Consider the following 26272-nt stretch of genomic DNA (forward strand, 5'->3'; position numbering starts at 1 on the left):
CGAAATATACGCATTGCTATTAATGCTGTAAACAGATGTGTCGACCGGAACTGAAATAATGTTTCAGCCTATTAAGGCCCGCGAGCGGTCACTCTTCACTCAGCTGATGAACATTCAGGAAAGAAATCGAGGGAGGAGGTTGAAAGGACAGGAGAAACTCGCTCATACTCTTGAATTGTGTCACACCCTCATCCAGAGCGTGTGTTAACAGCGGACGCATCGCGCCTGATTAATCAAAAAAGGAATAGGTCATGGCTGAAGAAACGATTTTCAGTAAAATTATCCGTCGCGAAATTCCGTCGGATATCGTCTATCAGGATGAACTGGTAACGGCTTTTCGGGACATTTCACCTCAGGCTCCGACGCACGTCCTTATCATTCCCAATATTCTGATTCCGACCGTAAACGACGTAAAAACCGAGCATGAAGTGGCATTAGGTCGTATGCTGACGGTGGCCGCGAAAATCGCCGAACAGGAAGGGATTGCAGAAGATGGTTACCGTCTGATCATGAACTGCAACCGTCATGGCGGCCAGGAAGTTTATCATATTCACATGCATCTGCTGGGTGGACGTCCTCTGGGGCCGATGCTGGCACATAAAGGTCTTTGACATGCGTAAAGGGCGTATTGCAGCGCTGGTAATGACGATGATGATTGTGGGATGCAGCTCGCGTCCGGCGATCCCCGTGAACGATGAACAGACGCTGGTGATGGAATCCTCCGTGCTTGCCGCGGGCATCACGGCGCAACAACCCGCGCTGACCATCAGTGAAATCAATTCATCAGCTTCCTCTACGCTCTTTAATGAAAGACACGAACCCGTGACGGTCCACTACCGTTTTTTCTGGTATGACGTAAGAGGTCTCGAAATGCATCCGCTGGAGGCGCCGCGCAGCGTCACCATTCCGGCCAGATCGTCGGTAACGCTCTATGGCAGCGCCAACTATCTGGGTGCGCATAAGGTGAGACTTTATCTTTATCTCTAAGGGGTGAACCTTGATTAAAAACTTGAGCCGCTATGCGCTCGTGACAGCTTTCGCGCTGTTCCTGGCGGGGTGTGTGACCCGAACTGAACAGCCAGCGCCTGTGGAAGAGGCGAAACCGGGCACTGAACAGCCGACACAGCCAACGCAGCCGCAGCCAACCGTGCCGTCCGTACCGTCTATACCGGCACAGCCAGGCCCGATTGAGCATCCGGACCAGACGTCGCAGCCGACGCCGCGCGTGCGCCATTACGACTGGAACGGCGCAATGCAGCCCATGGTCGGCAAAATGCTGCAGGCACAGGGCGTGACGGCAGGTAGCGTGTTGCTGGTTGATAGCGTGAACAACCGTACCAACGGTTCGCTGAACGCGGGCGAAGCGACTGAAACGCTGCGCAACGCCCTGGCAAACAACGGTAAGTTTACGCTGGTCTCGGCTCAGCAGCTCGCGGTAGCCAAACAGCAACTGGGCCTGTCGCCGCAGGATAGCCTCGGCACACGCAGCAAGGCGATCGGCATTGCCCGTAACGTTGGCGCACAGTATGTGCTGTACTCTAACGCCACCGGTAACGTGAATACACCGGCCCTGCAGATGCAGCTGATGCTGGTTCAGACAGGCGAAATTATTTGGTCAGGTAAAGGTGCGGTTACGCAACAATGACAGCACGCGTGAAGAGATTCTGACGCGCTATTTTCCTCAGTACCGCCTTATCGCGCCGCAGGCCCACTCCGGGCTTGGCGGCGCGAGTTGCATTATAGCGCAGGGCGAACGACGTCTGGTCTTGCGGCAACATCACGACCCCTATGCGCCTGCCTCCCATTTCCGTCGTCAGTTTCGCGCCCTGAGGCGTCTTCCGTCAGATCTCGTGCCTGCCCCCCGTTTTTTCAGAGAGAGCTGGATGGCCGTCGACTATCTGGACGGTGACGTGAAAAGCGCGCTGCCGGACACGCCGGCGCTCGCGGCGATGCTGTATCATCTGCACCGGCAGCCACGTCTGGGATGGCGAATCACGTTATACCCGCTGCTGGAACGCTACTGGCAGCAGGCCGCGCCTGACAGACGCACCCCAGTGTGGCTGGCGCATCTCAAGCGGTTGCGTAAAACGGGCGAGCCGCAGCCGATTCGGCTCTCGCCGCTGCACATGGATGTTCATGCCGGAAATATTGTGCATACGTCAGCGGGCATCAGGCTCATCGACTGGGAATATGCCGGAGATGGCGATGTGGCGCTGGAGCTGGCTGCAGTCTGGACGGAGAGTGACGCTGCGCGGCAGACGCTGATCAGGGACTACGCCGAGGCGGCACATATCAACGCCGACGCGCTGAGGCGTCAGGTTAAACGCTGGCGGCCCTGGGTCGTCATGTTAATGGCTGGCTGGTTTGAAATGCGCTATCAGCAGTCCAGAGACAAACACTTTATTGCGCTGGCAGACGATGCCTGGCGTCAGTTACAAACGAAAGGATAAGAGAGGTGGATGTGGGTCCAGTCATGTTGGATGTAGAAGGGTTTGAACTGGATGCGGAGGAGCGTGAAATTCTGGCGCACCCGCTGGTGGGGGGGCTGATCCTGTTTACCCGCAACTATCACGATCCGGCGCAGCTGCGTGAGCTGGTGCGTCAGATCCGCGCCGCGTCGCGCAATCATCTGGTGGTCGCCGTCGATCAGGAAGGCGGCCGCGTGCAGCGTTTTCGCGAAGGGTTTACCCGCCTGCCGGCGGCCCAGTCTTTTGCCGCGCTGCTCGGCACGGAAGAGGGCGGGAAACTGGCGCAGGAGGCCGGCTGGCTGATGGCCAGCGAAATGATTGCCATGGATATCGACATCAGTTTTGCCCCGGTTCTGGACGTGGGGCATATCAGCGCCGCCATTGGCGAGCGCTCGTACCATGACGATCCGCGCATTGCGCTGGCCATGGCGACCCGGTTCATTGACGGCATGCACGATGCCGGGATGAAAACCACCGGCAAACACTTCCCGGGTCACGGGGCGGTAACGGCGGACTCACACAAAGAGACCCCGCGCGATCCGCGCCCGGAAGCGGAAATTCGCGCCAAAGATATGTCGGTGTTCAGGTCGCTTATCACTGACAACAAGCTGGATGCCATCATGCCTGCGCACGTGATTTACAGCGACGTTGACCCGCGCCCTGCCAGCGGCTCTGCGCACTGGCTGAAAACCGTTCTGCGTCAGGAGCTGGGCTTCAATGGCGTGATCTTCTCTGACGATCTGTCGATGGAAGGGGCGGCGATTATGGGCAGCTACGCTGAACGCGGTCAGGCGTCGCTGGATGCAGGTTGCGATATGATCCTGGTCTGCAATAATCGTAAAGGTGCCGTGAGCGTGCTGGATAACCTGTCGCCGATCAATGCAGAGCGTGTTACACAATTGTATCATAAAGGTTCATTTAGCCGTCAGGAGCTGATGGATTCGGCGCGCTGGAAGACGGTCAACGCCCGGCTTGAAGACCTGAATGAGCGCTGGCAGGCACATAAAGCCAGCCTGTAAACCCTCCCGGAAGGCGTAGCGTGGTGAGAAGACGATGATCATCTATTTACACGGTTTTGACTCAAACAGTCCTGGTAATCATGAGAAGGTGCTGCAGCTGCAGTTTATCGATCCGGATGTACGGTTGATCAGCTACAGCACGCGCCATCCGAAGCATGATATGCAGCATCTGCTCAAAGAGGTGGACAAGATGTTGCAGCTCAACGTCGACGATCGGCCGTTGATTTGCGGCGTGGGGCTGGGCGGCTACTGGGCAGAGCGGATTGGCTTCCTGTGTGACATCCGTCAGGTGGTATTCAATCCCAACCTTTTCCCGAACGAAAACATGGAAGGCAAAATCGACCGCCCGGAAGAGTATGTCGATATTGCGACCAAGTGCGTCAGCAATTTTCGTGAGAAAAACCGTGACCGCTGTCTGGTGATCCTGTCGCGTAACGATGAGGCGCTCAACAGCCACCGGGCTGCAGAACTTCTGCATCATTACTATGAGATCGTCTGGGACGAAGAACAGACCCACAAGTTCAAAAACATCTCCCCACACCTGCAGCGTATCAAAGCGTTTAAAACGCTGGGTTAATTCCTTGCCTGCAGGCGTCGAAGCCCGGCCGCGAAAGCGTGCCGGGCTTTCTTTTTGACCAGAATTGTCTACTTTTAAGCCATCAAAACTTGATGCATATCAATTTTGGTATGACCAATGCGCCTGACGTGGTATTCTCAATGCACCTGAATGGTTTCAGTGCTGTAACCTGTTGTTAATTAAGGGTTATTCTTATAACTTTTAATTAACAATTGGTTAATAATTTGAGGGGGTCACGTTGACTACGCCATTGAAAAAGATAGTGATTGTAGGCGGTGGTGCTGGCGGGCTGGAGCTGGCGACACAGTTGGGTAAGAAGCTGGGTCGCGGTAAAAAAGCCAAAATCACGCTGGTGGATCGTAACCACAGCCACCTGTGGAAACCGCTGCTGCATGAAGTGGCGACCGGCTCTCTGGACGAGGGCGTGGACGCGCTCAGCTATCTGGCACACGCGCGCAACCACCATTTCCAGTTTCAGCTGGGCTCGGTGGTGGACATCAACCGTGAAAGCAAAACCATCACTCTGGCAGAACTGCGTGATGAAAAAGGGGAGCTGTTGGTTCCTGAGCGCAAGCTGCCGTATGACACGCTGGTCATGGCGCTCGGCAGTACCTCCAACGACTTCAACACGCCGGGCGTGAAAGAGCACTGTATCTTCCTCGATAACCCGCACCAGGCGCGTCGTTTCCATCAGGAAATGCTGAACCTGTTCCTGAAGTACACCAGCAATATGGGGGCGAACGGTAAGGTAAATATCGCCATTGTCGGCGGCGGTGCGACGGGCGTTGAGCTGTCTGCGGAGCTGCACAATGCGGTGAAACAGCTGCACAGCTACGGTTACAAAGGGTTAACGAATGAAGCGCTGAACGTCACGCTGGTCGAAGCCGGTGAACGCATTCTGCCTGCGCTGCCTCCGCGTATTTCCGGTGCGGCGCACAATGAACTCACCAAGCTGGGCGTGCGGGTGCTGACGCAGACCATGGTGACCAGCGCCGACGAAGGCGGCCTGCACACCAAAGACGGCGAGTATATCAAAGCGGATCTGATGGTCTGGGCGGCCGGTATCAAAGCGCCTGACTTTATGAAAGATATCGGCGGCCTGGAAACCAACCGCATTAACCAGCTGGTCACGGAGCCAACGCTGCAAACCACGCGTGACCCTGAAATCTTTGCTATCGGTGACTGCGCCTCCTGCGCCCGTCCTGAGGGTGGATTCGTGCCGCCGCGCGCGCAGGCCGCACACCAGATGGCAAGCCTGGTCCTGCACAACATTCTGGCGCAGTACAAAGGCAAGCCAATGAAGGCCTATGTCTACAAAGACCATGGTTCTCTGGTGTCTCTGTCAAACTTCTCTACTGTCGGCAGCCTGATGGGTAACCTGATGCGCGGCTCGATGATGGTAGAAGGGCGCATTGCCCGCTTCGTGTATATCTCCCTCTACCGTATGCACCAGATTGCGCTGCACGGCTACTTCAAAACCGGGCTAATGATGCTGGTGGGCAGAATCAACCGCGTGATCCGTCCGCGTCTGAAGCTGCACTAATCTTTCACTCCCTCCGGGCTCTCCGGAGGGAGTTTTTAGCATTTCATGCTGTAGATCACAGATTGAGTGCTTAAGAGTTCTCCTAAATACAATATATCTCCTCTGAACGTTCCTTTTTTCATCCTTTATCTGATTGGCGAAGCCGTGCCTCCATTGCAAAATTGTTACCAATAGCAACAAAGGAGGAAGTCCCGTGAATAAATCAATGTTGGCGGGTATAGGGATTGGCGTCGCGGCTGCGTTAGGTGTGGCTGCCGTTGCCAGTCTCAACGTATTAGATCGCGGCCCGCAGTATGCGCAGGTGGTTTCTGCTACACCGATTAAAGAAACGGTAAAAACGCCTCGTCAGGAGTGCCGTAACGTCTCCGTGACGCATCGTCGTCCGGTGCAGGATGAAAACCGTATCGCCGGTTCTGTTCTGGGCGCGGTAGCGGGTGGCGTGATTGGTCACCAGTTTGGCGGCGGCCGGGGTAAAGATGTGGCGACCGTGGTCGGCGCGCTGGGTGGCGGCTATGCCGGTAACCAGGTGCAGGGCGCGATGCAGGATAACGATACCTACACCACGACTCAGCAACGCTGCAAAACCGTCTATGACAAGTCGGAAAAAATGCTGGGCTATGACGTGACGTACAAAATTGGCGATCAGCAGGGCAAAATCCGCATGGACAAAGACCCTGGCACGCAAATTCCACTGGATGGAAATGGTCAGCTGGTTCTGAATAACAAAGTGTAAAAAAGATGTTCTCTGAATTTAGCTCCTCATGCGCTCAGGCTGAGGAGCTTTTTTTTGCTTTAGATTTTGAGTAGCTCAGGCCACAGCCGCAGCGTGGTTTCGCTAATATTCTGCAGTTTTTCCAGCGTTGCCCCTTCACGGGCGCTGATCGACATCCCCTGCAAAATACAGCTCAGGTATTGTGCCAGCAGTTGGGGGTTGCACTGCGCAGGGATTTCACCGCGCTGCTGGCGCTGTGCCAGAAAGGCGCTCAGCGTCTCCTCCTGCATCGCATGACGCGATTTCACCGTATTGGCAATCTCTTTCGAGGACGCCGCCAGGGTGGCAGAGGTGTTAATCATAAAGCAGCCCGCAGGCGTATCTTTACTGGTGAAGCAGGTCGCGACGGCGGTGAAGTAATCCCGAAGCGCCTGTTCGACGCTTTTCTCTTCACAAAATAGCTGGGCTTCATGTTTCGCCGCAAAACGCGAAATATATCTGTCCAGCACCGCCCTGAATAGCCCCTCTTTATTGGTAAATTCGGCATACAGCGTCGGCGCTTTGGCTCCAGTAGCTTCTACCAGATCGGAAAGCGAGGTTGCTTCATACCCATGTTGCCAGAAGAGAGTCATGGCCTTATCAAGCGCTGCATCCCTGTCAAACACTTTTGGTCGGCCACGGCTTTTCTTCGCACAACTCGTGACGTCGGTTGTCATGTGCCGTTGGTCCTCTGTTGGTTTGGTGAATAACCATTATAAAAATAAACGCAACCCACCACCAGTGCTGAATGCTTAAAAATATATTAATCATATCTATATGAAAAATAACGACTTTAAAATTAAGTTAATGGTCGTTATAAAATTATGTTGACGCGTGACCTGGATCACATTTATGATTTACCTATCGATCGTTAACTAAATAGATAACGACCTCCAAATTCATCTGCTAAAGGTAAACATCATGAAAAACGTAAAAACCCTCATCGCTGCTGCTGTTCTGAGTTCACTTTCTTTCGCAAGCTTTGCGGCTGTACAAGTACAGTCCACCCCGGTCGATCAGCATAAAGTCGGGACGATCTCTGCGTCTGCCGGTACTAACCTGGGTTCACTGGAAGATCAGCTGGCACAAAAAGCGGAAGAGATGGGTGCTAAATCTTACCGCATCACCTCTGTGACCGGTCCTAACACCCTGCACGGCACCGCCGTCATCTACAAATAAGCCGGGCATAAACCCTCATTTATGCCACTGCAATAAAAAACGCCCTGCTGAGCAGGGCGTTTTTTTATTTATGATTTACATCGATTGCTGGATTACATCATGATGCCGGGTGACATCGGTCGGCATGCCTGAGCGGGCTTCCATTGCGCGCTCCATCACCACGCTGTTGGTATTCGCATTCGTTTTGAAGCTCACCATTGCGGCATTCAGGTTAATGGGCAGCGTCTGCGGGTCATCGCCAATGTTTTTCGATAGCGGCTGGTGAATTTCGACCAGCCGCACGCCGCCCGGCTCCTCAGAAACCTTAATCGGCGTATTGATGATATTCACTTTGGTACCCGGCGTAACAACGTTAAACAGCGTTTTGATATCGTCATCGCGCAGACGAATACAGCCGGAGCTGACGCGCATGCCGATGCCAAAGTCCGCGTTCGTTCCGTGCAGCAGGTAAACGCCACCGTAGGCCGCCAGGCGGATCGCGTGGTGACCCATCGGGTTATCCGGGCCTGCCGGCACCACGGCTGGAAGATCGATGCCCTGAGCTTTATAACGGGCACGAATATTGGCCGTCGGGGTCCAGGTTGGATTCGCGCGTTTATCCGAGACGGTGGTGACCATCGTCGGCGTCAGGGTGTCGCCGCCCAGCTGACCAATACCAATCGGGTAAACGGTCACCTCATTTTTACCCGGCGGGTAATAGTACAGACGTAGCTCCGCCAGGTTTATCACGATCCCCTCGCGCGGGGCGTCCGGCAGGATCGTCTGTAACGGGATAGTCAACACGCTGCCCGCTCGCGGAACGTACGGGTCGACGCCGGGGTTCGCCTGCAGCAGAGCCAGAAAACCGACGTTATATTTTTTGGCAATGGCTTCCAGCGAACCGCCATTATTTTCAACCACATGAAAGCGGTTTTCACCCACCACCTTGCTGCCGGGCGGAGGAAGGGGCCAGGTATTTGCGCGAGCAGGAAGCGCCACCGCGACGGTGGCTGCCAGCGCAAACAGGGTTAACCAGCGAGTAAAACGCGAAAAGGTCATCATCACCATAATCCATGCAAATGATAAGGTTATTGTTTTATAAGGCGTTAATGATAATTATGGCGAATGGGTGTGTCGGGAAGATCGGGTGAAGTGCAAAGAGTTTGTAAATTGTCCCCCCGTAGCGCTGGGCTAACAGGGGAAGGGATCCCCATAAAATAATGCCTGCACGGACGACCCCCTCTCCTTTGAGGGAGAGGGCTGGGGTGAGGGGGAACATACGACTCTGGTGGTCATTCCGTTCACTTTATGTCCCTTAGTACTCTGTAACGACATGACCTGTGAACGTGCCAGGGTGGCTCAGTCGCCACCACCCTGGCGACCCGGGCTCCCGGCGGTAAATCGCCGCTACGCGGTCAGGAAACGCCTCAGCGATTTACAGCCGGACCAGGGTGTCGCTGTAAGCTATTCATTTTCCGGAAGCAACTTTCATCGCTTCCGGTTAATAAACTACATGAAATTCCTTAGTTAAGAGGGGAATGGAGGTCAGGCGATCGCGTTCTCTTCCAGCTGGCGCATAAAGTTACGCACCCAGTCCATGCGGGTTTTGCGCTCCGTCAGTTCCTGGGTGAATTTCAGACGCGTTGGGCCATCCAGACGGAAATGCTGCGGCTGTTTTTGCAGCAGGCCGATGAGCCACATCGGGTTGACGTGGTTCTTCTCCGCGAACTCAATCACGCCGCCTTTTTCGTTGCCTTCAAGCTTGCGAATGCCCAGTTTCTGCGCCTGCTGGCGCAGGCGAGCGATATCCAGCAGATTTCGCGCCGCATCGGGCAGCAGACCAAAGCGGTCGATCAGCTCAACCTTAATCTCTTCCAGCTCGTTTTCCGTCTTCGCACTGGCGATGCGCTTGTAGAACGACAGTCGGGTATTCACATCCGGAATGAAATCGTCCGGCAGCAGGGAAGGCATACGCAACTCGACCTCGGTCTGCTGGCTGGTGAGATCTTCCAGCGACGGCTCGCGCCCGGCCTTCAGGGCATCAACCGCGTTTTCCAGCAGTTCCATATAGAGCGAGAAGCCGATGGTCTCCATCGAGCCGCTCTGGTCCTCACCCAGCAGTTCACCGGCACCGCGGATCTCGAGATCGTGCGTGGCCAGTGCGAAGCCTGCACCGAGGTCTTCCAGAGAGGCGATGGCTTCCAGACGCTTTTGCGCGTCGGTGGTCATCGCTTTTGGATGCGGCGTCAGCAGCCAGGCGTAAGCCTGATGGTGCGAACGCCCGACGCGGCCGCGCAGCTGGTGAAGTTGCGCCAGGCCAAAGTGATCCGCACGTTCAATGATGATGGTGTTCGCGGTCGGAATGTCGATCCCGGTTTCGATGATGGTGGTGCACACCAGCACGTTAAAGCGCTGGTGGTGGAAGTCGTTCATCACCCGTTCCAGCTCGCGCTCGCGCATCTGCCCGTGACCGATAGCGATGCGCGCCTCCGGCACCAGCTCCGCCAGCCTGTCGGCCGCTTTCTGGATGTTTTCCACGTCGTTGTACAGGTAATAGACCTGACCCCCGCGCAGCACTTCACGCAGAATGGCCTCACGCACCACCAGATTATCGTACTCGCGGACGAAGGTTTTCACCGCCAGACGGCGCGCCGGCGGCGTGGCGATAATCGACAGATCGCGCATGCCGCTCATCGCCATGTTCAGGGTTCTCGGGATCGGCGTTGCGGTCAGGGTCAGGATGTCGACGTCGGCACGCATCGCTTTGATGCGCTCTTTATGGCGCACCCCGAAGCGGTGCTCTTCGTCGACAATCAGCAGCCCCAAATCTTTCCACTTCACGTCGCTTTGCAGCAGCTTATGGGTGCCGATCAGAATATCGATCTTGCCTTCGCTTGCCTGCTCCAGGATCTGCGTCTGCTCTTTGGTGCTGCGAAAACGCGACAGCATCTCGATGCGTACCGGCCAGTTGGCGAAGCGGTCGCGGAAGTTGTCGAAGTGCTGCTGAGCGAGCAGGGTGGTCGGCACCAGCACCGCCACCTGCTTGTTGTTTTCCACCGCAAGGAAAGCGGCGCGCATCGCCACTTCGGTTTTACCGAAGCCGACGTCGCCGCAGACTAAGCGGTCCATTGCCAGCGGCTGGCACATGTCGCTCAGCACGGCGTTAATAGCCTGAGCCTGATCCGGCGTGGTTTCAAACGGGAAGCTGTCACAGAACAGCTGGTACTGTTCCTTATCATGCTTAAACGCGAAGCCCTCTTTGGCCGCGCGCTGGGCGTAGATATCCAGCAACTCGGCGGCCACGTCGCGCACTTTTTCCGCGGCTTTCTGGCGCGCGCGCGCCCAGGCATCGCCGCCCAGCTTGTGCAGCGGCGCGTTCTCTTCGGCCCCGCCCGCGTAGCGGCTGATCAGATGCAGGGACGACACCGGGACATACAGTTTGGCGTCGTTAGCGTAGGTCAGCATCAGGTATTCACCTTTAATGCCGCCCGCCTCCAGTGTGGTCATCCCCTGATAGCGTCCAACGCCATGCTCCAGGTGAACAATCGGCTGGCCCGGGTGCAGCTCGGCCAGGTTACGGATCAGCGTGTCCGGGTTGATGGTTCGACGGCTGTCCTGCCGACGGCGCGCGACGCGCTCACCCAGCAGGTCGCTTTCGCAAATCAGCGCCAGGTTGTTGAGCGTGTCGATAAAACCGTGCTCGGCGGCGCCAATCATCAGGTAACGACCGTTTCCGGTCGCTTCGCTCAGGCGCAGGATGCGCTTCGGCGCCACCTTAATGCGCCCCAGCAGCTCACCTAACGCTTCGCGGCGGCCTTCACTCTCAACGGAGAACACCACCGGGCCGGTAAACGACTCCAGAAACTTGCGCAGATTATCCAGCGGGGATTTCTGCTGCGCCTGTACGGCCAGGTCCGGCAGCGTCCGGAAGGCGAGGTTGGTGTTGGCGGCCTTATCGGCAAGCGAATCGGTTTTCAGCTGCATGCGCGGCCAGCGCTTCAGCTCGGCGTTGAGCTCGTCGGTACGCAGCCACAGCGCTTCCGGCGGCAGCAGCGGACGCATCGGGTCAACGCCCCGGTTTTCGAAGCGAGCGCGGGTTTCGCTTTCAAAGCGGCTGGCGCTGGCGTCGATATCCCCGGTGTTAACAATCAGGGTATTCGCCGGGAAGTAGCTGAACAGGGCAGGGAGCGGCTCGCTGAAGAACAGCGGCTGCCAGTATTCGATCCCGGCAGGCAGCGTGCCTTTACTGACCTGCTGATAAATATGTTCCGCGTCGCGCTTCACTTCGAACTTATCGCGCCACTGGCTACGGAACAGTTCGATAGCGGTTTTGTCCGTCGGGAACTCATGTGCGGGCAGTAAATTGATGGACTCCACTTCCTCCAGCGTGCGCTGCGTGTCGGCGTCAAAGACGCGCAGGCTGTCGATTTCATCATCGAAAAAGTCCAGACGATACGGCTGGTCGCTGCCCATCGGGTAAAGGTCGAGCAGCGCGCCGCGGGTCGCGTATTCCCCGTGCTCCATCACCTGGTCGACGTGGCGATAGCCGGCACCGTCAAGCTGCGCGCGCAGGGCATCACGGGACAGGCGCTGGCCTTTTTTCATCACCAGCGCGTGGCCGTGCAGGTAGCTGTGCGGACAGACGCGCTGCATCAGGGTATTCACCGGCACAATCAGCACGCCGCGCTGCATGGTCGGGAGTTGATAGAGCGCCGATAGGCGCGAGGAGATGATCTCCTGGTGCGGAGAGAAGCTGTCATAGGGCAGCGTTTCCCAGTCGGCCAGGCTGAACACCAGATTATCGGTGAACTGGCGAATTTCATCGTGCAGGCGCAGGGCGTTTTGCATATCCGGGGCAACCAGGATCACCGGGCCAGGATGACGCTCGGCGATTTCCGCTACCAGCGTGGCGCACGCTGCGCCCGTGAGTTCACCCAGCTGGCGCTGGTCGCCCGCTTTGACAGGCAAGGAATAACGATAGTGTTCAGGCATGGCTATGTCAGAGTCTCTTATGGATATACCAACAGTATTGGGGCATATCACTGATACGCAATGTCTTTATTATCCTCGATCGTTTTACATAAGCAAATCGTAACCGCACGGCGGGATTATACGCCCCCGGAAGGGGGGCGGTGAGGGCATTAACGGGTGGTGGGTGACAGCGTGAGCGGTGAAGGCGGAGAGAAGAAAATGTCTCCAAACAGCGCGGTGGAGATCTTACGCACCCCTAGTCCGGCAAGGGTACAGATCAGCAGGCTGGCAAACGGATAGACAAGAATTAGGGATAGCTCGGCCCAGACCGGCCAGTAAGCGGCATTCATCTCGCCGATCAGGAACAGGCTGAAGGCCTCAATGAGGATGCGGTGGGTGGTATAAATCGCAATGGTATTGGAGCCAATCACGTTCAGCAGGTTGTCAGGGTGAACGGCATAGCGCTGCTCAAAGCTGTAGAACAGCTTCATGATCAGCACAATAGACAGCAATGAGAGCAGCAGCGGAACGTTAGCAAACCACAGCACCACGGAGACGGCGGCGAAAGCGCCGGTTGTCAGCCAGCTGCGGCGCAGGCTGAGGTTTTTCATCCACGTCATCAGCGCTGCGCCATACCACGCCCCGAGGCTGTAGTAGATCATGTTGCGTACCACGCTGTTCATTCCCCACCACGGCAGCGGCAGGAAGTTGATCGCGATGCTTGCCAGCGCCAGCAGCCCCAGCATCGGCAGCTTCCAGCGGCTCAACAGTTTACACAGCGTGAAGTACACAACCAGGGCATACAGATACCACAGACTGGTGCTGGCGGTGAGCATGCCTCGCACAAATCCCGGGAGCGAGTCGGCGTAGGCCGCGTTCGACGAGGTGGCAAGCTCGCGATCGGGGGCCAGCCAGGCATTCAGGTGGGTCAGCGCCTGCCATTGCAGGACGCCCCACAGCGCCAGCACCCAGACAATGCTCCAGATCCGTTTGTCGAGACTGGTTCGCCAGTCCACCTCATCAATATAACGACGGATCAGATAGCCGGAGATAAAGAAAAAGACCGGCATACGGAAGGGGGCGAGGTAGAGATTAAAATAGACCCAGCATTTGGCGAGAAGGCCGGAGAGCGGGTGTTGCAGCCCGATCAGGTGCGGATAAAACGTGATAACCGAATGATAGATAACCACCAGGCAGATACACAGCCCTTTTATCTGGTTAATCCATAATGCTTTTTGCTTCATTGTTCGCAACTACCTTATTGCCATAGACGAACGAACAATTGTTGTTAAACGAAACCGGGCTGTAATGGGTAACAGTCTGTATCAGGAGGTTTTTCGGAAAAGGTGGAGGTTGCGAGGGGCGGTTTCAGACATTAGTACCCTGATTTATCTGAATTTTTCGGAAAAATGATTACCAAAGCTTACGGTTTCAGTCATTTACGCTTAACGGATTCGCTTATATACTCGTGGGTCTGCTATCAGCAAACAGACGGACTTCATGTATCAACCTGTCGCACTCTTCATAGGCTTACGCTACATGCGTGGGCGCGCCGCGGACCGCTTCGGTCGCTTTGTCTCCTGGCTTTCGACTATTGGCATTACGCTTGGCGTGATGGCACTGGTGACGGTGCTTTCCGTCATGAATGGCTTTGAGCGCGAGCTGCAAAACAACATCCTGGGGCTGATGCCGCAGGCCGTTCTCTCATCGACTAACGGTTCGGTTAACCCACAGCAGCTGCCGGAAAGCGCGGCGAAGTTACAGGGCGTCACGCGCGTTGCGCCGTTGACCACAGGTGACGTGGTGCTGCAAAGCGCCCGCAGCGTGGCGGTCGGCGTGATGCTGGGTATCGACCCGGCACAAAAAGATCCGCTGACGCCGTATCTCGTTAACGTGAAGCAGACCGACCTGGAAGCCGGGAAATACAACGTGATTCTGGGTGAGCAGCTTGCCGGCCAGCTTGGCGTCAACCGTGGCGACCAACTGCGCGTGATGGTCCCTTCCGCCAGCCAGTTTACGCCGATGGGGCGCCTGCCAAGCCAGCGCCTGTTCAACGTAATTGGTACCTTTGCCGCCAACAGCGAAGTCGATGGCTACCAGATGCTGGTTAACATCCAGGACGCGTCACGCCTGATGCGCTACCCGGCCGGAAATATCACCGGCTGGCGCCTGTGGCTTGACGCGCCGCTGAAGGTGGATACCCTCAGCCAGCAAAAACTGCCGGACGGCACCAAATGGCAGGACTGGCGCGAGCGCAAAGGCGAGCTGTTCCAGGCCGTGCGGATGGAGAAAAACATGATGGGGCTGCTGCTGAGCCTGATCGTCGCCGTGGCGGCATTTAACATCATCACCTCGCTGGGGCTGATGGTGATGGAGAAGCAGGGCGAGGTCGCTATCCTGCAAACCCAGGGGCTGACGCCGCGCCAGATCATGGCCGTGTTTATGGTGCAGGGCGCCAGCGCCGGTATCATCGGTGCGCTGCTCGGTGCCGTGCTGGGGGCACTGCTTGCCAGCCAGCTCAACAACTTAATGCCGATTATCGGCGCGCTGCTCGACGGCGCAGCGCTGCCGGTGGCTATCGAGCCGCTGCAGGTGATCGGTATTGCGCTGGCCGCGATGGCCATTGCGCTGCTTTCAACGCTTTATCCTTCCTGGCGCGCCGCCGCCACTCAACCCGCTGAGGCTTTACGTTATGAATAAGATCCTGTTGCAATGCGACAACCTGTCCAAACGCTATCAGGAAGGCACTGTGCAAACCGACGTGCTGCACAATGTGAGCTTTAGCGTGGGCGAAGGCGAGATGATGGCGATTGTCGGCAGCTCCGGCTCCGGTAAAAGTACCTTATTACATTTGCTGGGCGGGCTGGATACCCCAACCAACGGCGACGTGATTTTCTCTGGCCAGCCGATGAGCAAAATGTCCTCGGCGGCGAAGGCCGAGCTGCGCAACCGCGAGCTGGGCTTTATCTACCAGTTCCACCACCTGCTGCCGGATTTCACGGCGCTGGAAAACGTGGCGATGCCGCTGCTGATTGGCAAAAAGAAACCCGCAGAAATTAACGCCCGCGCCAGCGACATGCTGAAAGCGGTAGGGCTGGGCCATCGCGGTAACCACCGTCCGTCGGAGCTGTCCGGCGGCGAACGCCAGCGCGTGGCGATTGCCCGTGCGCTGGTCAACAACCCGCGTCTGGTGCTGGCGGATGAGCCCACCGGTAACCTGGACGCCCGCAATGCGGACAGTATTTTCCAGCTGCTGGGCGAGCTGAACGCCTCACAGGGTACCGCGTTTCTGGTGGTGACCCACGATCTGCAGCTGGCAAAACGCATGGGGCGCCAGCTTGAGATGCGCGACGGTCATCTGAACGCGGAACTGACCCTGATGGGAGCAGAGTAATGGCGTCACCGTTATCGTTACTCATCGGTTTACGTTTTAGCCGCGGCCGCCGCCGCGGCGGCATGGTGTCGCTGATCTCCGTCATCTCGACCATCGGTATTGCGCTGGGTGTGGCGGTGCTGATTGTCGGCCTGAGCGCCATGAACGGTTTCGAGCGCGAGCTGAATAACCGCATTCTGGCGGTGGTGCCGCACGGGGAGATCGAACCGGTTAACCAGCCGTGGACGAACTGGAGCGATGCGCTCACCAAAGTTGAAAAAGTGCCGGGCATCGCCGCGGCCGCGCCCTACATTAACTTTACCGGGCTGGTGGAGAGCGGGGTAAACCTGCGCGCCATTCAGGTGAAAGGGGTGAATCCGGCGCAGGAAGCGCGTCTCAGCGCGCTGCCGAACTATGTGCAAAACGGCGCGTGGGCCAACTTCAGGGCGGGCGAGCAGCAGATCATCATGGGTAAAGGCGTTGCTGATGCCCTGAAGGTGAAGCAGGGCGACTGGGTGTCAATCATGATCCCCAACGCCAGCGCCGATCACAAACTGCAGCAGCCAAAACGCGTGCGCCTGCACGTTACCGGTATTCTTCAACTGAGCGGCCAGCTTGACCACAGCTTTGCGATGGTGCCGATGGAGGATGCGCGCCAGTATCTCGACATGGGCGACAGCGTGACGGGCATTGCGATTAAGGTGAACGACGTCTTTAACGCCAACAAACTGGTGCGCGACGCGGGCAGCGTGACTAATAACTATGTCTACATCAAAAGCTGGATCGGCACTTACGGGTATATGTACCGTGATATCCAGATGATCCGCGCCATTATGTATCTGGCGATGGTGCTGGTGATTGGCGTCGCGTGCTTTAATATCGTCTCGACGCTGGTCATGGCGGTCAAGGACAAGAGCGGCGACATCGCCGTGCTGCGTACCCTCGGCGCAAAAGACGGTCTTATTCGCGCCATCTTCGTCTGGTACGGTTTGCTGGCGGGTCTGTTCGGCAGCCTGTGCGGCGTGGTGATTGGCGTGGTGGTTTCCCTGCAGCTGACGCCGATTATCAACGGGATTGAAAAGCTTATTGGTCACCAGTTCCTGTCGGGTGATATCTATTTTATTGACTTCCTGCCGTCTGAACTGCACTGGCTGGATGTTTTTTATGTGCTGCTTACAGCACTTTTACTGAGTCTGCTGGCAAGCTGGTATCCGGCGCGTCGCGCAAGCCGAATTGATCCGGCGAGGGTATTAAGTGGCCAGTAATTACGTCATGATCTAGCGGCTTTCGGGTCGCCAGATCGAAAGAGGAATGCGTTATGTATTATGGATTTGATATTGGCGGCACCAAGATTGCGCTCGGCGTATTTGATAAAGACCTCAAACTGCAGTGGGAAACCCGCGTTCCCACGCCGCGCGACAGCTACGACGAATTTTTAAACGCCATTGCCGCGCTGGTGGCACAGGCCGATGAACGCTTTGGCGTGAAAGGCAGCGTCGGCATTGGTATTCCGGGCATGCCGGAAACCGACGACGGTACGCTTTACGCGGCCAACGTGCCTGCCGCCAGCGGTAAACCGCTGCGCGCCGATCTCTATGCTCTCCTTGAACGCGACGTGCGTTTAGATAACGATGCCAACTGCTTCGCGCTCTCTGAAGCTTGGGATGATGAATTCCGTCGCTACCCGCTGGTGATGGGGCTGATCCTCGGTACCGGCGTCGGCGGCGGAATCGTCATCAACGGTAAGCCCATCACCGGCCGCAGCTACATCACCGGCGAGTTTGGTCATATTCGCCTGCCGGTGGATGCCCTCGAGGTGGTGGGACGTGATTTTCCGCTAACCCGCTGCGGCTGTGGCCAGCACGGCTGTATTGAGAACTACCTTTCCGGCCGCGGGTTTGCATGGCTTTACGAACACTTCTATCATCAGAAACTTGAGGCCCCTCAAATCATTACCCTGTGGGAGCAAGGGGATGCGCAGGCGCGTGAGCACGTCGAGCGCTATCTGGATCTGCTGGCGGTATGTCTGGGCAATATTCTCACTATCGTCGACCCGGATCTGCTGGTGATCGGGGGAGGGCTCTCAAACTTTACCGCGATTACGGAACGGTTGTCCGGGCGTTTGCCCCGACACTTATTGCCGGTTGCCCGCGTGCCGCGTATTGAACGCGCGCGACACGGGGACGCAGGAGGCATGCGCGGAGCCGCATTCCTTCATCTCACCGATTAGTTTACGAGGTTACTATGCTGTCGCGTCGCCAGGGTCGACTCAGCCGTTTTCGCAAAAACAAACGCCGCTTGCGTGAGCGTCTGCGCCAGCGGATCTTTTTCAGAGACAGAATGATGCCAGAAGCGATGGATAAACCCAGAGTGGTGGTGCTGACCGGGGCGGGGATCTCCGCCGAGTCAGGAATTCGAACCTTCCGCGCGGCGGACGGGTTGTGGGAAGAGCACCGCGTGGAGGATGTCGCCACGCCGGAAGGCTTTGCCCGCGACCCGGATCTCGTGCAGGCGTTTTACAACGCCCGCCGTCGTCAGCTTCAGCAGCCTGACGTCGCGCCGAATGCCGCGCATCTGGCGCTGGCGAAGCTGGAAGAGGCGCTGGGCGATCGTTTTCTGCTGGTAACGCAGAATATCGACAACCTTCACGAGCGGGCCGGTAACAAGAATATCATCCATATGCACGGCGAGCTGCTCAAGGTTCGCTGCGCCTGGAGCGGTCAGGTGCTGGACTGGAAAGAGGACGTGCTGCCGGAGGATAAGTGCCACTGCTGCCAGTTCCCGTCGCGCCTGCGTCCGCACGTGGTCTGGTTCGGCGAAATGCCGCTGGGAATGGATGAGATCTACAGCGCGCTGGCGATGGCCGACGTGTTTATCGCCATCGGCACATCCGGCCATGTTTATCCGGCGGCGGGGTTTGTCCACGAAGCGCGACTGCACGGCGCACATACGGTTGAACTCAATCTTGAGCCAAGCCAGGTGGGCAGCGAGTTTGAAGAGAAACACTACGGTCTGGCAAGCACGGTTGTTCCGGAATTTGTCGACAAGCTGCTGAAAGGGCTGTAACGCGAATCGCGTGAAAAGGCACCCGCTGGACGGGTGCCTTTTTATTTAAGAATGAAAGAACGCCAGCGTCTTCTCCAGCGATTTAGCCTGCTCGTCCAGCGAGAGCGCCGCCGCTGAGATCTGCTGAACCAGTGAAGCATTCTGCTGGGTGGTGCTGTCCATCTGGTTAACGGCGGTACTGACCTGGCTAATCCCCCGATTCTGTTCGTCCAGCGCCTGAACAATGTCGTTGATGACCAGATGCACGTGCGACACCGCCTCAATCACCTGTTTCATCATTACGCCGGTCTCATTGACCAGCTCAACGCCTTTGCTGACGCGGCCTGAGGACTCGGCAATCAGCTGGGAAATTTCTTTAGCCGCGTTAGCGCTTCGCTGGGCAAGATTGCGCACTTCACCTGCGACAACTGCGAAACCGCGTCCCTGTTCGCCTGCGCGCGCCGCTTCAACGGCCGCATTCAGCGCCAGAATATTGGTCTGGAAGGCGATGCCGTCGACGATGCTGTTAATCTCACCGATCTTACGTGCGCTCTCGTCAATCTCCCCGATCACCATTACCACGTCGTTTACCAGCGTTTCGCCATGCCCGGCGAGACTCGCGGCGCGATCGGTCAGCGTGGTGGCCTTGTGGGCGTTGTCGGCGTTATTCTTCACCGTGACCGAAATCTCTTCCATGCTGGCAGCCGTTTCAACAATCGCCGCCGCCTGTTCTTCGGTACGCGAGGCGAGGTCAAGGTTGCCCGCCGAAATTTCGCTGGTCCCGCCGTGCACCGAATGGCTGGCTTCGCTGATGTTGCCGACGATGCGCTTGAGCTGCGTCTGCATGGTGTGCAGGGCATAAAAAATGCTGTGGGTATCCCCGGAACGCACCGGGATAGTGTTGTTCAGATCTCCCCGGGCGACGGCAAGGGCAATACCGGCGGCCTCGGAAGGTTCTCCCCCCACCGGACGGTCAACCTTGCGGGTAAAGATCTGGGCCATCACCAGGCTGACCGCAACGATGCTTAACACCATCAGGACGATGGCTTTCAGTAAAAATGTGCGCGCTTCGGCCATCACTTCGCTGACCGGGGTGATAATAGCCAGTTTCCACGGCGTCTGGCTGTTGCCGACGGCGATGTCCTGCCAGGTGATAAACACCTCTTCCTTCAGCAGCGGATCGTTTACCCGGGTGACATCATGACCGGCAATCTGACCCGCGTAAGGCTTGCCTGCAGCCCGTTTGTCCGGGCTGGACACCACGTTATTGCCCGCAGACAGGAGGAGGGCGTAGCCTGTGCCGTTCCACGGTTTAATTGCGCCGATCGTGGACTGCAGCGTGGCGAGCGAGAAGTCAGAGGTGACCGAGCCCAGAAACTGACCGTCACGCATGATGGGGGCGGCAATCGAGGTGAGCATCACGTCCACGCCGTTGTAGGGGTAAATATAGGGTTCGATGATCACATCTTTATGCCGCTGTTTCGGCAGCAGATAATAATCACCGCTGCCGGGCGTTTCGATGTCCGTCAGCAGGTGCAACGCCGGTTTGCCGGTGGCATCGCGGTCGACGTAGCGGGCGTAGCGCCCGGCAGGATCTTCACCGCTCTGACCGGCAAAGGCGGCATCTTTATCGTCAAACGCGTTGGGCTCAAAGGCCATCGACATGGAGAGAAACGATGGGTGAGCCGAGAGGTAGTGGATGAGCAGCTGGTTCAGGCTCTGGCGATCGGATACGCCCGCCTCACGCAGCGCCAGAGCGCTGTTGCCCATATCCCGGGCGGCAGTCAGGGCGGAATCCAGTTGTTTGCTGACCTGTAAAGCCTGTACCTCGGCTATCTGGCGGATATGTTTTTTGGCCAGCACCTCTTGCTGCGCCATCCACTGCCACATCATAAACCCGATCGTTGCCGTAAAGCCCACCGTCACGGTGAGGAAAATGGACAATCGCATCAACGTCTTGACTCTTATTTTTTGTTTTCGGACCATGGCGTCTTTCATTCTCATCTCCCGTAATGTCGTGCATGTCGGGCAGGCACACAGTACTTATCGGATATTTCGTTCTCTTTCTGTAGAGCGCCGGATATATTTAATTTAAATTCCAGAATATTAAATCCCGTTAATTAGTGTGGATGCTTTTATTTTGTGCATTCAATCAAAATAGCGCTCGATAATGCTCGTTATCATCGTGTAGAAAGAGGATGCTAATAAATATTAAGTGGTAGAGGAGGATGGGATATGTACGGATTTATCGCGCGACAACCCATTTTTAACCCAGAGATGAATACCGTGGCCTATGAGCTGCTTTTCAGAGACGGGATGACAAATCGTTTTCCGGATGTGTCGGCGGAATATGCCACGTCCAGGATGATATCCGATCAGTTTTTATGTGTGCCGTCCCAGCGCATCGCCGGGGCACATACGTCGTTTATTAATTTCCCTTCAAGGATGGTCATTGACCGCAGTGGCGAAGCGCTTGATAAAGAGAGCGTGGTGATTGAGATCCTTGAAGATGCTGTACCGGGGGCCGAACTGCTGCAGGCTGTCAGGGAGATGAATGCGCATGGCTACCAGTTTGCGCTTGATGATTTCACCCTTGCGCCAGAATGGGATGCTTTTTTACCCTATATTTCGATCCTGAAATTCGACGTCAGAAATTATACTTTAGCGCAAATTAAAGCGTATCTGAAAGCACGTAAACATCTGACCGGTCATATTAAATATCTCGCTGAAAAAGTTGAGACTAAAGAGGAATTCAACCAATACAGGGACGAGGGGTTCTCTCTGTTTCAGGGATATTTTTTCTGCCGTCCGGAGGTCATTAAATATAAACGGCTGTCGCAAAATCAGCTGGCGATTTTCCGGCTGCAAATGGAGGTCGGACGCAATAAACCTGATTTTCGAATCATCGAGTCGTTGATAAAAACGGATCTGACGCTCTCTTATAAAATCATGCGCTATATGAAGCATACGGCATTTAAACATGTCGGCGCCTGTAATTTCAGCAAGTTAACCCTGAGCGAGGTGCTCAGGTATCTTGGCGAAAATCAGCTCCGACGGTTTGTTGCCGTCGTGGTCCTCGCCAGTGCGGGTAATGACACCGTCAGCGAGCTTTACCCGCTAAGCATGATGCGTGGCAAGTTCTGCGAACTGATCGCAGAGACGATGAAAGACCCGATTCTGGCTGAAAATGCGTTCATGTGCGGCCTGTTTTCTTTGCTCGATACCCTTCTTGAGCTGCCGATGGCCGAGTTGATGAAGCAAATTGCGGTACCGCAGAGCGTGAGCAACGCGCTGTGCCATCAGGAGGGGCAGTTAGCCGACATGATCAACCTCTGTCGTTATTATGAACAGCAGCGCTGGGATGAGGCAACCCGGGTTCGTCAGGCGCTGGGTCTGTCTGATGAGGAGGTGGTGGAGGCGATGCGAAAGGCGACGATCTGGGCAGGAGAGAATGCGGTCAGTTAATTCCCCCTCACGCCGCGCAGGCGGCGTGAGGAAGAACGCGATACCGGTTAGCGGCCCGCTTTTAACTTCTGGTAATACTCTTCGTAGAGGCGGCTGGCGTCGCCGACATCGTTCTGCCATTCACCTTTGCTGATGGTTTCGGCGTCCGGGTAGAGCGACTTATCGTTAGCCACGTCTGGCTTCAGCAGCTTGCGTGCGGCCAGGTTGGGCGTCGGGTAGCCAATCGTCTCGGCAACCTGTTTCGCCACGTCAGGGCGCAGCAGGAAGTCAATCAGCTTATGCGCCCCGTCCACGTTTTTCGCGTTGGCCGGGATTGAAAGACTGTCCATCCAGAAAATCCCACCCTCTTTTGGCCAGACAACCTCAAGCGGCGTACCGGCCTGGCGGGCGACATACGCGGAGCCGTTCCACACCATCCCCAGGTTCACTTCGCCTTCCATATACGGGTTTGCCGGGTTATCGGAGTTGAATGCCGCCACGTTAGGCATCAGCTTTTTCAACTCGGTATACGCCGCTTCAATCTCTTTTGGATCCGTCGTATTGCCCGAGTAGCCCAACTTGCGCAGCGCGACCTGGAACACTTCTCGCGCGTCGTCGGTCAACAACAGGCTGCCTTTGTACTCCGGTTTCCACAGGTCGGCCCAGCTTGTCACCGATTTCGGATCGACGGCCTCGCTGTTAACGCCAATCGCGGTTGCCCCCCAGATATACGGAATGGAGTAGTCATTATTCGGGTCAAAAGGCTTGTTGAGCATCTCCGGATCGAGGTTTGAAAAATGGGTTAGCTTCGTTTTATCGATCTTCTGGATCATGCCCTCTTTGCGCATTTTGTCGACAAAGTAGGTGGAAGGAACCACCAGATCGTACGCGCCGTCTTTGTAGGTTTTGAGCTTGGCATACATGGTTTCATTCGACTCGTAGGTCGAGTAGATCACCTTGATGCCCGTCTCTTTGGTGAACTGTTCCAGCAGTCCCGGCGGCACATACTCGGTCCAGTTGTAGAAGTAGAGCGTTTTGCTGTCATCAGCGTGCGCGGCACCCATGCCAAGCACCAGCGCCGCAGCGGCGAGCATTTTTTTCATTTCATTGTCCCCTGAGATTTTGTTTTATCACGAGCAATAACCTGGCTGGCGATCACCAGAACCAGCGAAAACACCAGCAGAATGGTCGCCAGCGCGTTCACCTCAGGTGAAACGCCGACTTTCACCATCGAATAGATTTTCAACGGCAGAATTTCATAGCTCGGCCCGGTCACGAAGGAGGAGACCACCACGTCATCCATCGACAGGGTAAAGCTCAGCAGCCATCCGGCCGCCACGGCGGGCATCGCCAGCGGCAGGATGATTTTGCGCAGGATGGTCATCTCGCTGGCGCCCAGATCTTTCGCCGCCTCCAGCATGCGCACGTCGAACCCTTTCAGGCGCGCAAAGACGGTCACCACCACAAACGGCAGGCAGAAGGTGATATGGGAAAACAGCAGCGACCAGAAGCCAAGCTGAACGCCCAGCAGCATAAACAGCACCAGCAGCGAAATCGCCATCACGATGTCCGGCGACATCATCACCACAAACAGCATGCCGCTGACGAACGGTTTACCGCGAAAGCGATAGCGGTAGAGCGCCACGGCGGTCAGGGAGCCAATCAGCGTGGCGAAGGTGGCGGAGAAGATCGCCATCGTCAGCGAGTGCTGAGCGGCCTGCAGCAGGCTGTCATTGTTCATCAGCAGGCTGTACCAGTCGGTGGTAAAGCCCTGCCAGTTAATCCCAAAGCGCGAGCTGTTAAACGAGTTCACGATCAAAATAATGATCGGGATATACAGGTAAGCGTAAATGGCGGTCATAAAACCGCCGCGAAGCAGTCGACCGATCATTCGAGTTCCACCTTCTTATTCAGCAGCCGTGAGGCGCGCCAGTAGACCAGCAGCATCAGACCCATCACCACCGTCAGCGTGATGCTGGTGGCGGACCCGAACGGCCAGTCGCGGATGTTGAGGAACTGGCTCTTGATCACATTCCCAATCAGCAGGTTTTTCGCCCCGCCCATCAGGTCAGAAACGTAGAACAAGCCCATCGCCGGGAGCATCACCAGCAGACAGCCCGCGATAATGCCGGGCATGGTCAGCGGGATGATAATGCGGATAAAGGTCTGGAACCTGTTGGCACCCAGATCTTTTGCCGCTTCCAGCAGCGGTTTATCCAGCTTCTCAATGCTGGAGTAGAGGGGCATCACCATAAACGGTAGCAGGATATAGACCAGACCGATAATCACCGCGCTCGGGGTGAACATGATGCGGATCGGCGTATCGATCACTCCCAGCCACAGCAGAAATTCATTGAGGTAGCCTTTGGTGCTGAGGAAGATTTTCAGCCCGTAAATGCGAATCAGCGAGTTGGTCCAGAACGGCACAATCAGCAGAAACAACAGCAGCGGACGCACCTTTTGCGGCAGACCCGCGAGGAACCATGCGAACGGATAACCCAGCACCAGGCAGGCAATCGTGGCAATCAGCGCCATATTCAGCGAGTGCAGCAGCACGTCAAAATAGAGCGGATCGATCAGGCGCGCGTAGTTGTCCAGCGTAAAGACCAGCGAAACGAAATGGGTATCGTCGCGGGTCAGGAAGCTGGTGGCGATAATCATCAGGTTGGGTAGAAAGACAAACAACACAAGCCAACCGACGATCGTGGCAATCACCACATTCTGGAACTTACTTGTGTTCTTCATCAGCCAGTACAACCTCCCAGCTTTCTACCCAGTTGATAACCATTTTCTGGTCGAGAGAGTGGTCGAAGTCAGGGTCGTCTTCGTTAAAGAACTCGCTGACCATCACCATTTTACCGTTCTCCAGCTCGACGACAGACTCCAGCGTCATCCCTTTGTAGTTGCGCTCGCGGATATAGCCGATTAACCCTTCGGCCTCGGCATTGCCGTGGATTTCATCGACGCGCAGATCTTCCGGGCGCAGCAGAACGTTGAGCTTTTGTCCCTTTTCGACGGGGAAATTCACTGTGATGGCGCACTCCCGTCCTTCGACGCGAGCCCGCACGCGCTGGTCGTCCAGACGTTCGATCACCGTGGCGTCGAAGATATTGATTTCACCAATGAAGCTGGCGACAAACAGGTTCTTCGGCTCTTCGTAGATTTCACGTGGCGTGCCGTCCTGCTCGATTTTACCGTCACGCATCACCACGATGCGGTCGGACATGGTCAGGGCCTCTTCCTGGTCATGGGTGACGAAGACAAAGGTAATGCCGAGCTTGCGCTGCAGAGCCTTGAGTTCGTTCTGCATCTGCTTGCGCAGTTTGTAATCCAGCGCGGAGAGGGATTCATCCAGCAGGAGCAGACGCGGCTTGTTGACCACGGCGCGGGCGATGGCCACACGCTGCTGCTGGCCGCCGGAAAGCTGATGCGGTTTTCGCTGGGCGAACGTCTCAAGCTGCACCATGCGCAGGGCTTCGGTGACGCGCGGTTCGATTTCATTCGCCGGGGTTTTTTGCATCCGCAGGCCAAACGCCACGTTTTCAAACACGGTCATGTGCGGGAAGAGGGCATAGCTCTGAAAGACAGTGTTGACGTGGCGGTCTTCGGCGGGAACCTGGGTGATGTCCTGGTTTTCAAGATGGATATGGCCGTTATCGACGCTTTCCAGCCCGGCGATAAGGCGCAGTACGGTTGTTTTGCCGCAGCCGGAGGGGCCAAGCAGCGTCAGAAACTCACCGTCATTGATGGTGAGAGTGAGGTCGGAAATGACGTCCTTGCCATCAAAACTTTTACGAATTCGTTCCAGTTTCACCAGCGGTGAACGGGTTTGTGTATTCAATTTTTGCGCTGTCCCATATAGACGCCTCAGGCAGCAGACTGAAGCGGGGTTTGTGTGTAACCACCTTGGTGACTCGTAATGA

Annotated in this window: 24 protein-coding genes; 15 read left to right on the forward strand and 9 right to left on the reverse strand. The window is 56.3% G+C overall.

All coding sequences use genetic code 11. The annotated features are described in order from the left end of the window. Nucleotides 1-251 precede the first annotated feature (251 nt). From hinT to V1572_RS11325, 8 genes are all read left to right on the forward strand, one after another. Nucleotides 252-611, forward strand: a complete 360-nt coding sequence (hinT, locus tag V1572_RS11290; protein ID WP_008500786.1) for a purine nucleoside phosphoramidase — start codon at nucleotides 252-254, stop codon at nucleotides 609-611. A 1-nt stretch (nucleotide 612) separates the two neighbouring features. Continuing rightward, nucleotides 613-987, forward strand: a complete 375-nt coding sequence (locus V1572_RS11295) for a YcfL family protein (RefSeq protein WP_045910208.1) — start codon at nucleotides 613-615, stop codon at nucleotides 985-987. Between the two features lie 10 nt (nucleotides 988-997). After that, a complete protein-coding gene (gene lpoB / locus V1572_RS11300; protein ID WP_045326975.1) occupies nucleotides 998-1645 on the forward strand; it encodes a penicillin-binding protein activator LpoB in 648 nt (215 codons plus the stop codon). Continuing rightward, complete coding sequence (thiK, locus tag V1572_RS11305) at nucleotides 1626-2450, forward strand: thiamine kinase (RefSeq protein ID WP_045910209.1); 825 nt, start codon at nucleotides 1626-1628, stop codon at nucleotides 2448-2450. The genes lpoB and thiK overlap by 20 nt, the downstream gene beginning before the upstream one ends. 11 nt (nucleotides 2451-2461) lie before the next feature. Beyond that, nucleotides 2462-3487 carry a beta-N-acetylhexosaminidase gene (gene nagZ, locus V1572_RS11310; protein ID WP_262796568.1) on the forward strand — a complete coding sequence of 342 codons (1026 nt, stop codon included), beginning with the start codon at nucleotides 2462-2464 and terminating at the stop codon, nucleotides 3485-3487. Between the two features lie 34 nt (nucleotides 3488-3521). Next, nucleotides 3522-4064 (forward strand): alpha/beta hydrolase YcfP, encoded by a 543-nt coding sequence (gene ycfP, locus V1572_RS11315; RefSeq protein WP_008500781.1) that lies wholly within the window; start codon nucleotides 3522-3524, stop codon nucleotides 4062-4064. A gap of 238 nt (nucleotides 4065-4302) precedes the next feature. Next, entirely contained in the window at nucleotides 4303-5607 is a 1305-nt protein-coding gene (locus V1572_RS11320; protein WP_008500780.1) for an NAD(P)/FAD-dependent oxidoreductase, read from the forward strand. A gap of 193 nt (nucleotides 5608-5800) precedes the next feature. Beyond that, complete coding sequence (locus V1572_RS11325) at nucleotides 5801-6340, forward strand: glycine zipper 2TM domain-containing protein (protein ID WP_008500779.1); 540 nt, start codon at nucleotides 5801-5803, stop codon at nucleotides 6338-6340. 59 nt (nucleotides 6341-6399) lie between these two features. Here V1572_RS11325 and comR read toward each other — a convergent pair whose 3' ends face one another. Then, nucleotides 6400-7035 (reverse strand): TetR family copper-responsive transcriptional repressor ComR, encoded by a 636-nt coding sequence (gene comR / locus V1572_RS11330; RefSeq protein WP_028015740.1) that lies wholly within the window; start codon nucleotides 7033-7035, stop codon nucleotides 6400-6402. A 244-nt stretch (nucleotides 7036-7279) separates the two neighbouring features. On the opposite strand from comR, the gene bhsA reads away from it, so the two are divergent. Continuing rightward, nucleotides 7280-7537, forward strand: a complete 258-nt coding sequence (bhsA, locus tag V1572_RS11335; protein WP_045910210.1) for a multiple stress resistance protein BhsA — start codon at nucleotides 7280-7282, stop codon at nucleotides 7535-7537. Between the two features lie 75 nt (nucleotides 7538-7612). Here bhsA and V1572_RS11340 read toward each other — a convergent pair whose 3' ends face one another. From V1572_RS11340 to V1572_RS11350, 3 genes are all read right to left on the reverse strand, one after another. Then, nucleotides 7613-8578 carry a L,D-transpeptidase family protein gene (locus V1572_RS11340; protein ID WP_048027456.1) on the reverse strand — a complete coding sequence of 322 codons (966 nt, stop codon included), beginning with the start codon at nucleotides 8576-8578 and terminating at the stop codon, nucleotides 7613-7615. Nucleotides 8579-9061: 483 nt separating this feature from the next. Beyond that, complete coding sequence (mfd, locus tag V1572_RS11345; RefSeq protein WP_395299118.1) at nucleotides 9062-12508, reverse strand: transcription-repair coupling factor; 3447 nt, start codon at nucleotides 12506-12508, stop codon at nucleotides 9062-9064. Between the two features lie 149 nt (nucleotides 12509-12657). Next, complete coding sequence (locus tag V1572_RS11350) at nucleotides 12658-13731, reverse strand: acyltransferase family protein (protein ID WP_395299119.1); 1074 nt, start codon at nucleotides 13729-13731, stop codon at nucleotides 12658-12660. 256 nt (nucleotides 13732-13987) lie between these two features. Here V1572_RS11350 and lolC point away from each other — a divergent pair, with 256 nt between their 5' ends. From lolC to cobB, 5 genes are read left to right on the forward strand one after another with little or no spacing between them, the layout of a single operon-like run. Then, nucleotides 13988-15187, forward strand: a complete 1200-nt coding sequence (lolC, locus tag V1572_RS11355) for a lipoprotein-releasing ABC transporter permease subunit LolC (RefSeq protein ID WP_069719443.1) — start codon at nucleotides 13988-13990, stop codon at nucleotides 15185-15187. After that, nucleotides 15180-15881 carry a lipoprotein-releasing ABC transporter ATP-binding protein LolD gene (lolD, locus tag V1572_RS11360; RefSeq protein WP_008500772.1) on the forward strand — a complete coding sequence of 234 codons (702 nt, stop codon included), beginning with the start codon at nucleotides 15180-15182 and terminating at the stop codon, nucleotides 15879-15881. The genes lolC and lolD overlap by 8 nt, the downstream gene beginning before the upstream one ends. Further along, nucleotides 15881-17125: a lipoprotein-releasing ABC transporter permease subunit LolE gene (lolE, locus tag V1572_RS11365; protein WP_045352893.1), complete on the forward strand. Its 1245-nt coding sequence runs from the start codon at nucleotides 15881-15883 to the stop codon at nucleotides 17123-17125. The genes lolD and lolE overlap by 1 nt, the downstream gene beginning before the upstream one ends. A 53-nt stretch (nucleotides 17126-17178) precedes the next feature. Next, entirely contained in the window at nucleotides 17179-18090 is a 912-nt protein-coding gene (gene nagK, locus V1572_RS11370; protein WP_395299120.1) for an N-acetylglucosamine kinase, read from the forward strand. A 14-nt stretch (nucleotides 18091-18104) separates the two neighbouring features. Beyond that, nucleotides 18105-18926: a Sir2 family NAD+-dependent deacetylase gene (gene cobB, locus V1572_RS11375; RefSeq protein ID WP_021240739.1), complete on the forward strand. Its 822-nt coding sequence runs from the start codon at nucleotides 18105-18107 to the stop codon at nucleotides 18924-18926. 45 nt (nucleotides 18927-18971) lie between these two features. Here cobB and V1572_RS11380 read toward each other — a convergent pair whose 3' ends face one another. Next, entirely contained in the window at nucleotides 18972-20903 is a 1932-nt protein-coding gene (locus tag V1572_RS11380; protein ID WP_126534331.1) for a methyl-accepting chemotaxis protein, read from the reverse strand. 237 nt (nucleotides 20904-21140) lie between these two features. On the opposite strand from V1572_RS11380, the gene V1572_RS11385 reads away from it, so the two are divergent. Then, a complete protein-coding gene (locus tag V1572_RS11385; protein ID WP_045910215.1) occupies nucleotides 21141-22370 on the forward strand; it encodes an EAL and HDOD domain-containing protein in 1230 nt (409 codons plus the stop codon). Between the two features lie 47 nt (nucleotides 22371-22417). Here V1572_RS11385 and potD read toward each other — a convergent pair whose 3' ends face one another. The 4 genes from potD to potA are packed head-to-tail and all read right to left on the reverse strand — an operon-like array spanning nucleotide 22418 to nucleotide 26220. Next, a complete protein-coding gene (gene potD, locus V1572_RS11390) occupies nucleotides 22418-23452 on the reverse strand; it encodes a spermidine/putrescine ABC transporter substrate-binding protein PotD (RefSeq protein ID WP_063621387.1) in 1035 nt (344 codons plus the stop codon). Beyond that, nucleotides 23449-24240: a spermidine/putrescine ABC transporter permease PotC gene (gene potC / locus V1572_RS11395; protein WP_008500765.1), complete on the reverse strand. Its 792-nt coding sequence runs from the start codon at nucleotides 24238-24240 to the stop codon at nucleotides 23449-23451. The genes potD and potC overlap by 4 nt, the downstream gene beginning before the upstream one ends. Further along, nucleotides 24237-25094: a spermidine/putrescine ABC transporter permease PotB gene (gene potB / locus V1572_RS11400; protein ID WP_045910217.1), complete on the reverse strand. Its 858-nt coding sequence runs from the start codon at nucleotides 25092-25094 to the stop codon at nucleotides 24237-24239. The genes potC and potB overlap by 4 nt, the downstream gene beginning before the upstream one ends. Beyond that, nucleotides 25078-26220, reverse strand: a complete 1143-nt coding sequence (potA, locus tag V1572_RS11405; protein WP_167213168.1) for a spermidine/putrescine ABC transporter ATP-binding protein PotA — start codon at nucleotides 26218-26220, stop codon at nucleotides 25078-25080. Before potA ends, potB begins: the two co-directional genes overlap by 17 nt. Between the last annotated feature and the right edge of the window lie 52 nt (nucleotides 26221-26272).

It is taken from the genome of Enterobacter quasiroggenkampii (assembly GCF_043972695.1).
Classification (GTDB): Bacteria; Pseudomonadota; Gammaproteobacteria; order Enterobacterales; family Enterobacteriaceae; genus Enterobacter; species Enterobacter quasiroggenkampii.

What these genes read in the sequence shown, in the direction of transcription:
- hinT (WP_008500786.1), top strand. Translation starts at nt 252, where the DNA reads ATGGCTGAAGAAACGATTTTCAGTAAAATTATCCGTCGCGAAATTCCG.
- V1572_RS11295 (WP_045910208.1), top strand. Translation starts at nt 613, where the DNA reads ATGCGTAAAGGGCGTATTGCAGCGCTGGTAATGACGATGATGATTGTG.
- ycfP (WP_008500781.1), top strand. Translation starts at nt 3,522, where the DNA reads ATGATCATCTATTTACACGGTTTTGACTCAAACAGTCCTGGTAATCAT.
- comR (WP_028015740.1), bottom strand. Translation starts at nt 7,035, where the DNA reads ATGACAACCGACGTCACGAGTTGTGCGAAGAAAAGCCGTGGCCGACCA.
- bhsA (WP_045910210.1), top strand. Translation starts at nt 7,280, where the DNA reads ATGAAAAACGTAAAAACCCTCATCGCTGCTGCTGTTCTGAGTTCACTT.
- V1572_RS11340 (WP_048027456.1), bottom strand. Translation starts at nt 8,578, where the DNA reads ATGATGACCTTTTCGCGTTTTACTCGCTGGTTAACCCTGTTTGCGCTG.
- mfd (WP_395299118.1), bottom strand. Translation starts at nt 12,508, where the DNA reads ATGCCTGAACACTATCGTTATTCCTTGCCTGTCAAAGCGGGCGACCAG.
- V1572_RS11350 (WP_395299119.1), bottom strand. Translation starts at nt 13,731, where the DNA reads ATGAAGCAAAAAGCATTATGGATTAACCAGATAAAAGGGCTGTGTATC.
- lolC (WP_069719443.1), top strand. Translation starts at nt 13,988, where the DNA reads ATGTATCAACCTGTCGCACTCTTCATAGGCTTACGCTACATGCGTGGG.
- lolD (WP_008500772.1), top strand. Translation starts at nt 15,180, where the DNA reads ATGAATAAGATCCTGTTGCAATGCGACAACCTGTCCAAACGCTATCAG.
- lolE (WP_045352893.1), top strand. Translation starts at nt 15,881, where the DNA reads ATGGCGTCACCGTTATCGTTACTCATCGGTTTACGTTTTAGCCGCGGC.
- nagK (WP_395299120.1), top strand. Translation starts at nt 17,179, where the DNA reads ATGTATTATGGATTTGATATTGGCGGCACCAAGATTGCGCTCGGCGTA.
- cobB (WP_021240739.1), top strand. Translation starts at nt 18,105, where the DNA reads ATGCTGTCGCGTCGCCAGGGTCGACTCAGCCGTTTTCGCAAAAACAAA.
- V1572_RS11380 (WP_126534331.1), bottom strand. Translation starts at nt 20,903, where the DNA reads ATGAAAGACGCCATGGTCCGAAAACAAAAAATAAGAGTCAAGACGTTG.
- V1572_RS11385 (WP_045910215.1), top strand. Translation starts at nt 21,141, where the DNA reads ATGTACGGATTTATCGCGCGACAACCCATTTTTAACCCAGAGATGAAT.
- potD (WP_063621387.1), bottom strand. Translation starts at nt 23,452, where the DNA reads ATGAAAAAAATGCTCGCCGCTGCGGCGCTGGTGCTTGGCATGGGTGCC.
- potC (WP_008500765.1), bottom strand. Translation starts at nt 24,240, where the DNA reads ATGATCGGTCGACTGCTTCGCGGCGGTTTTATGACCGCCATTTACGCT.
- potB (WP_045910217.1), bottom strand. Translation starts at nt 25,094, where the DNA reads ATGAAGAACACAAGTAAGTTCCAGAATGTGGTGATTGCCACGATCGTC.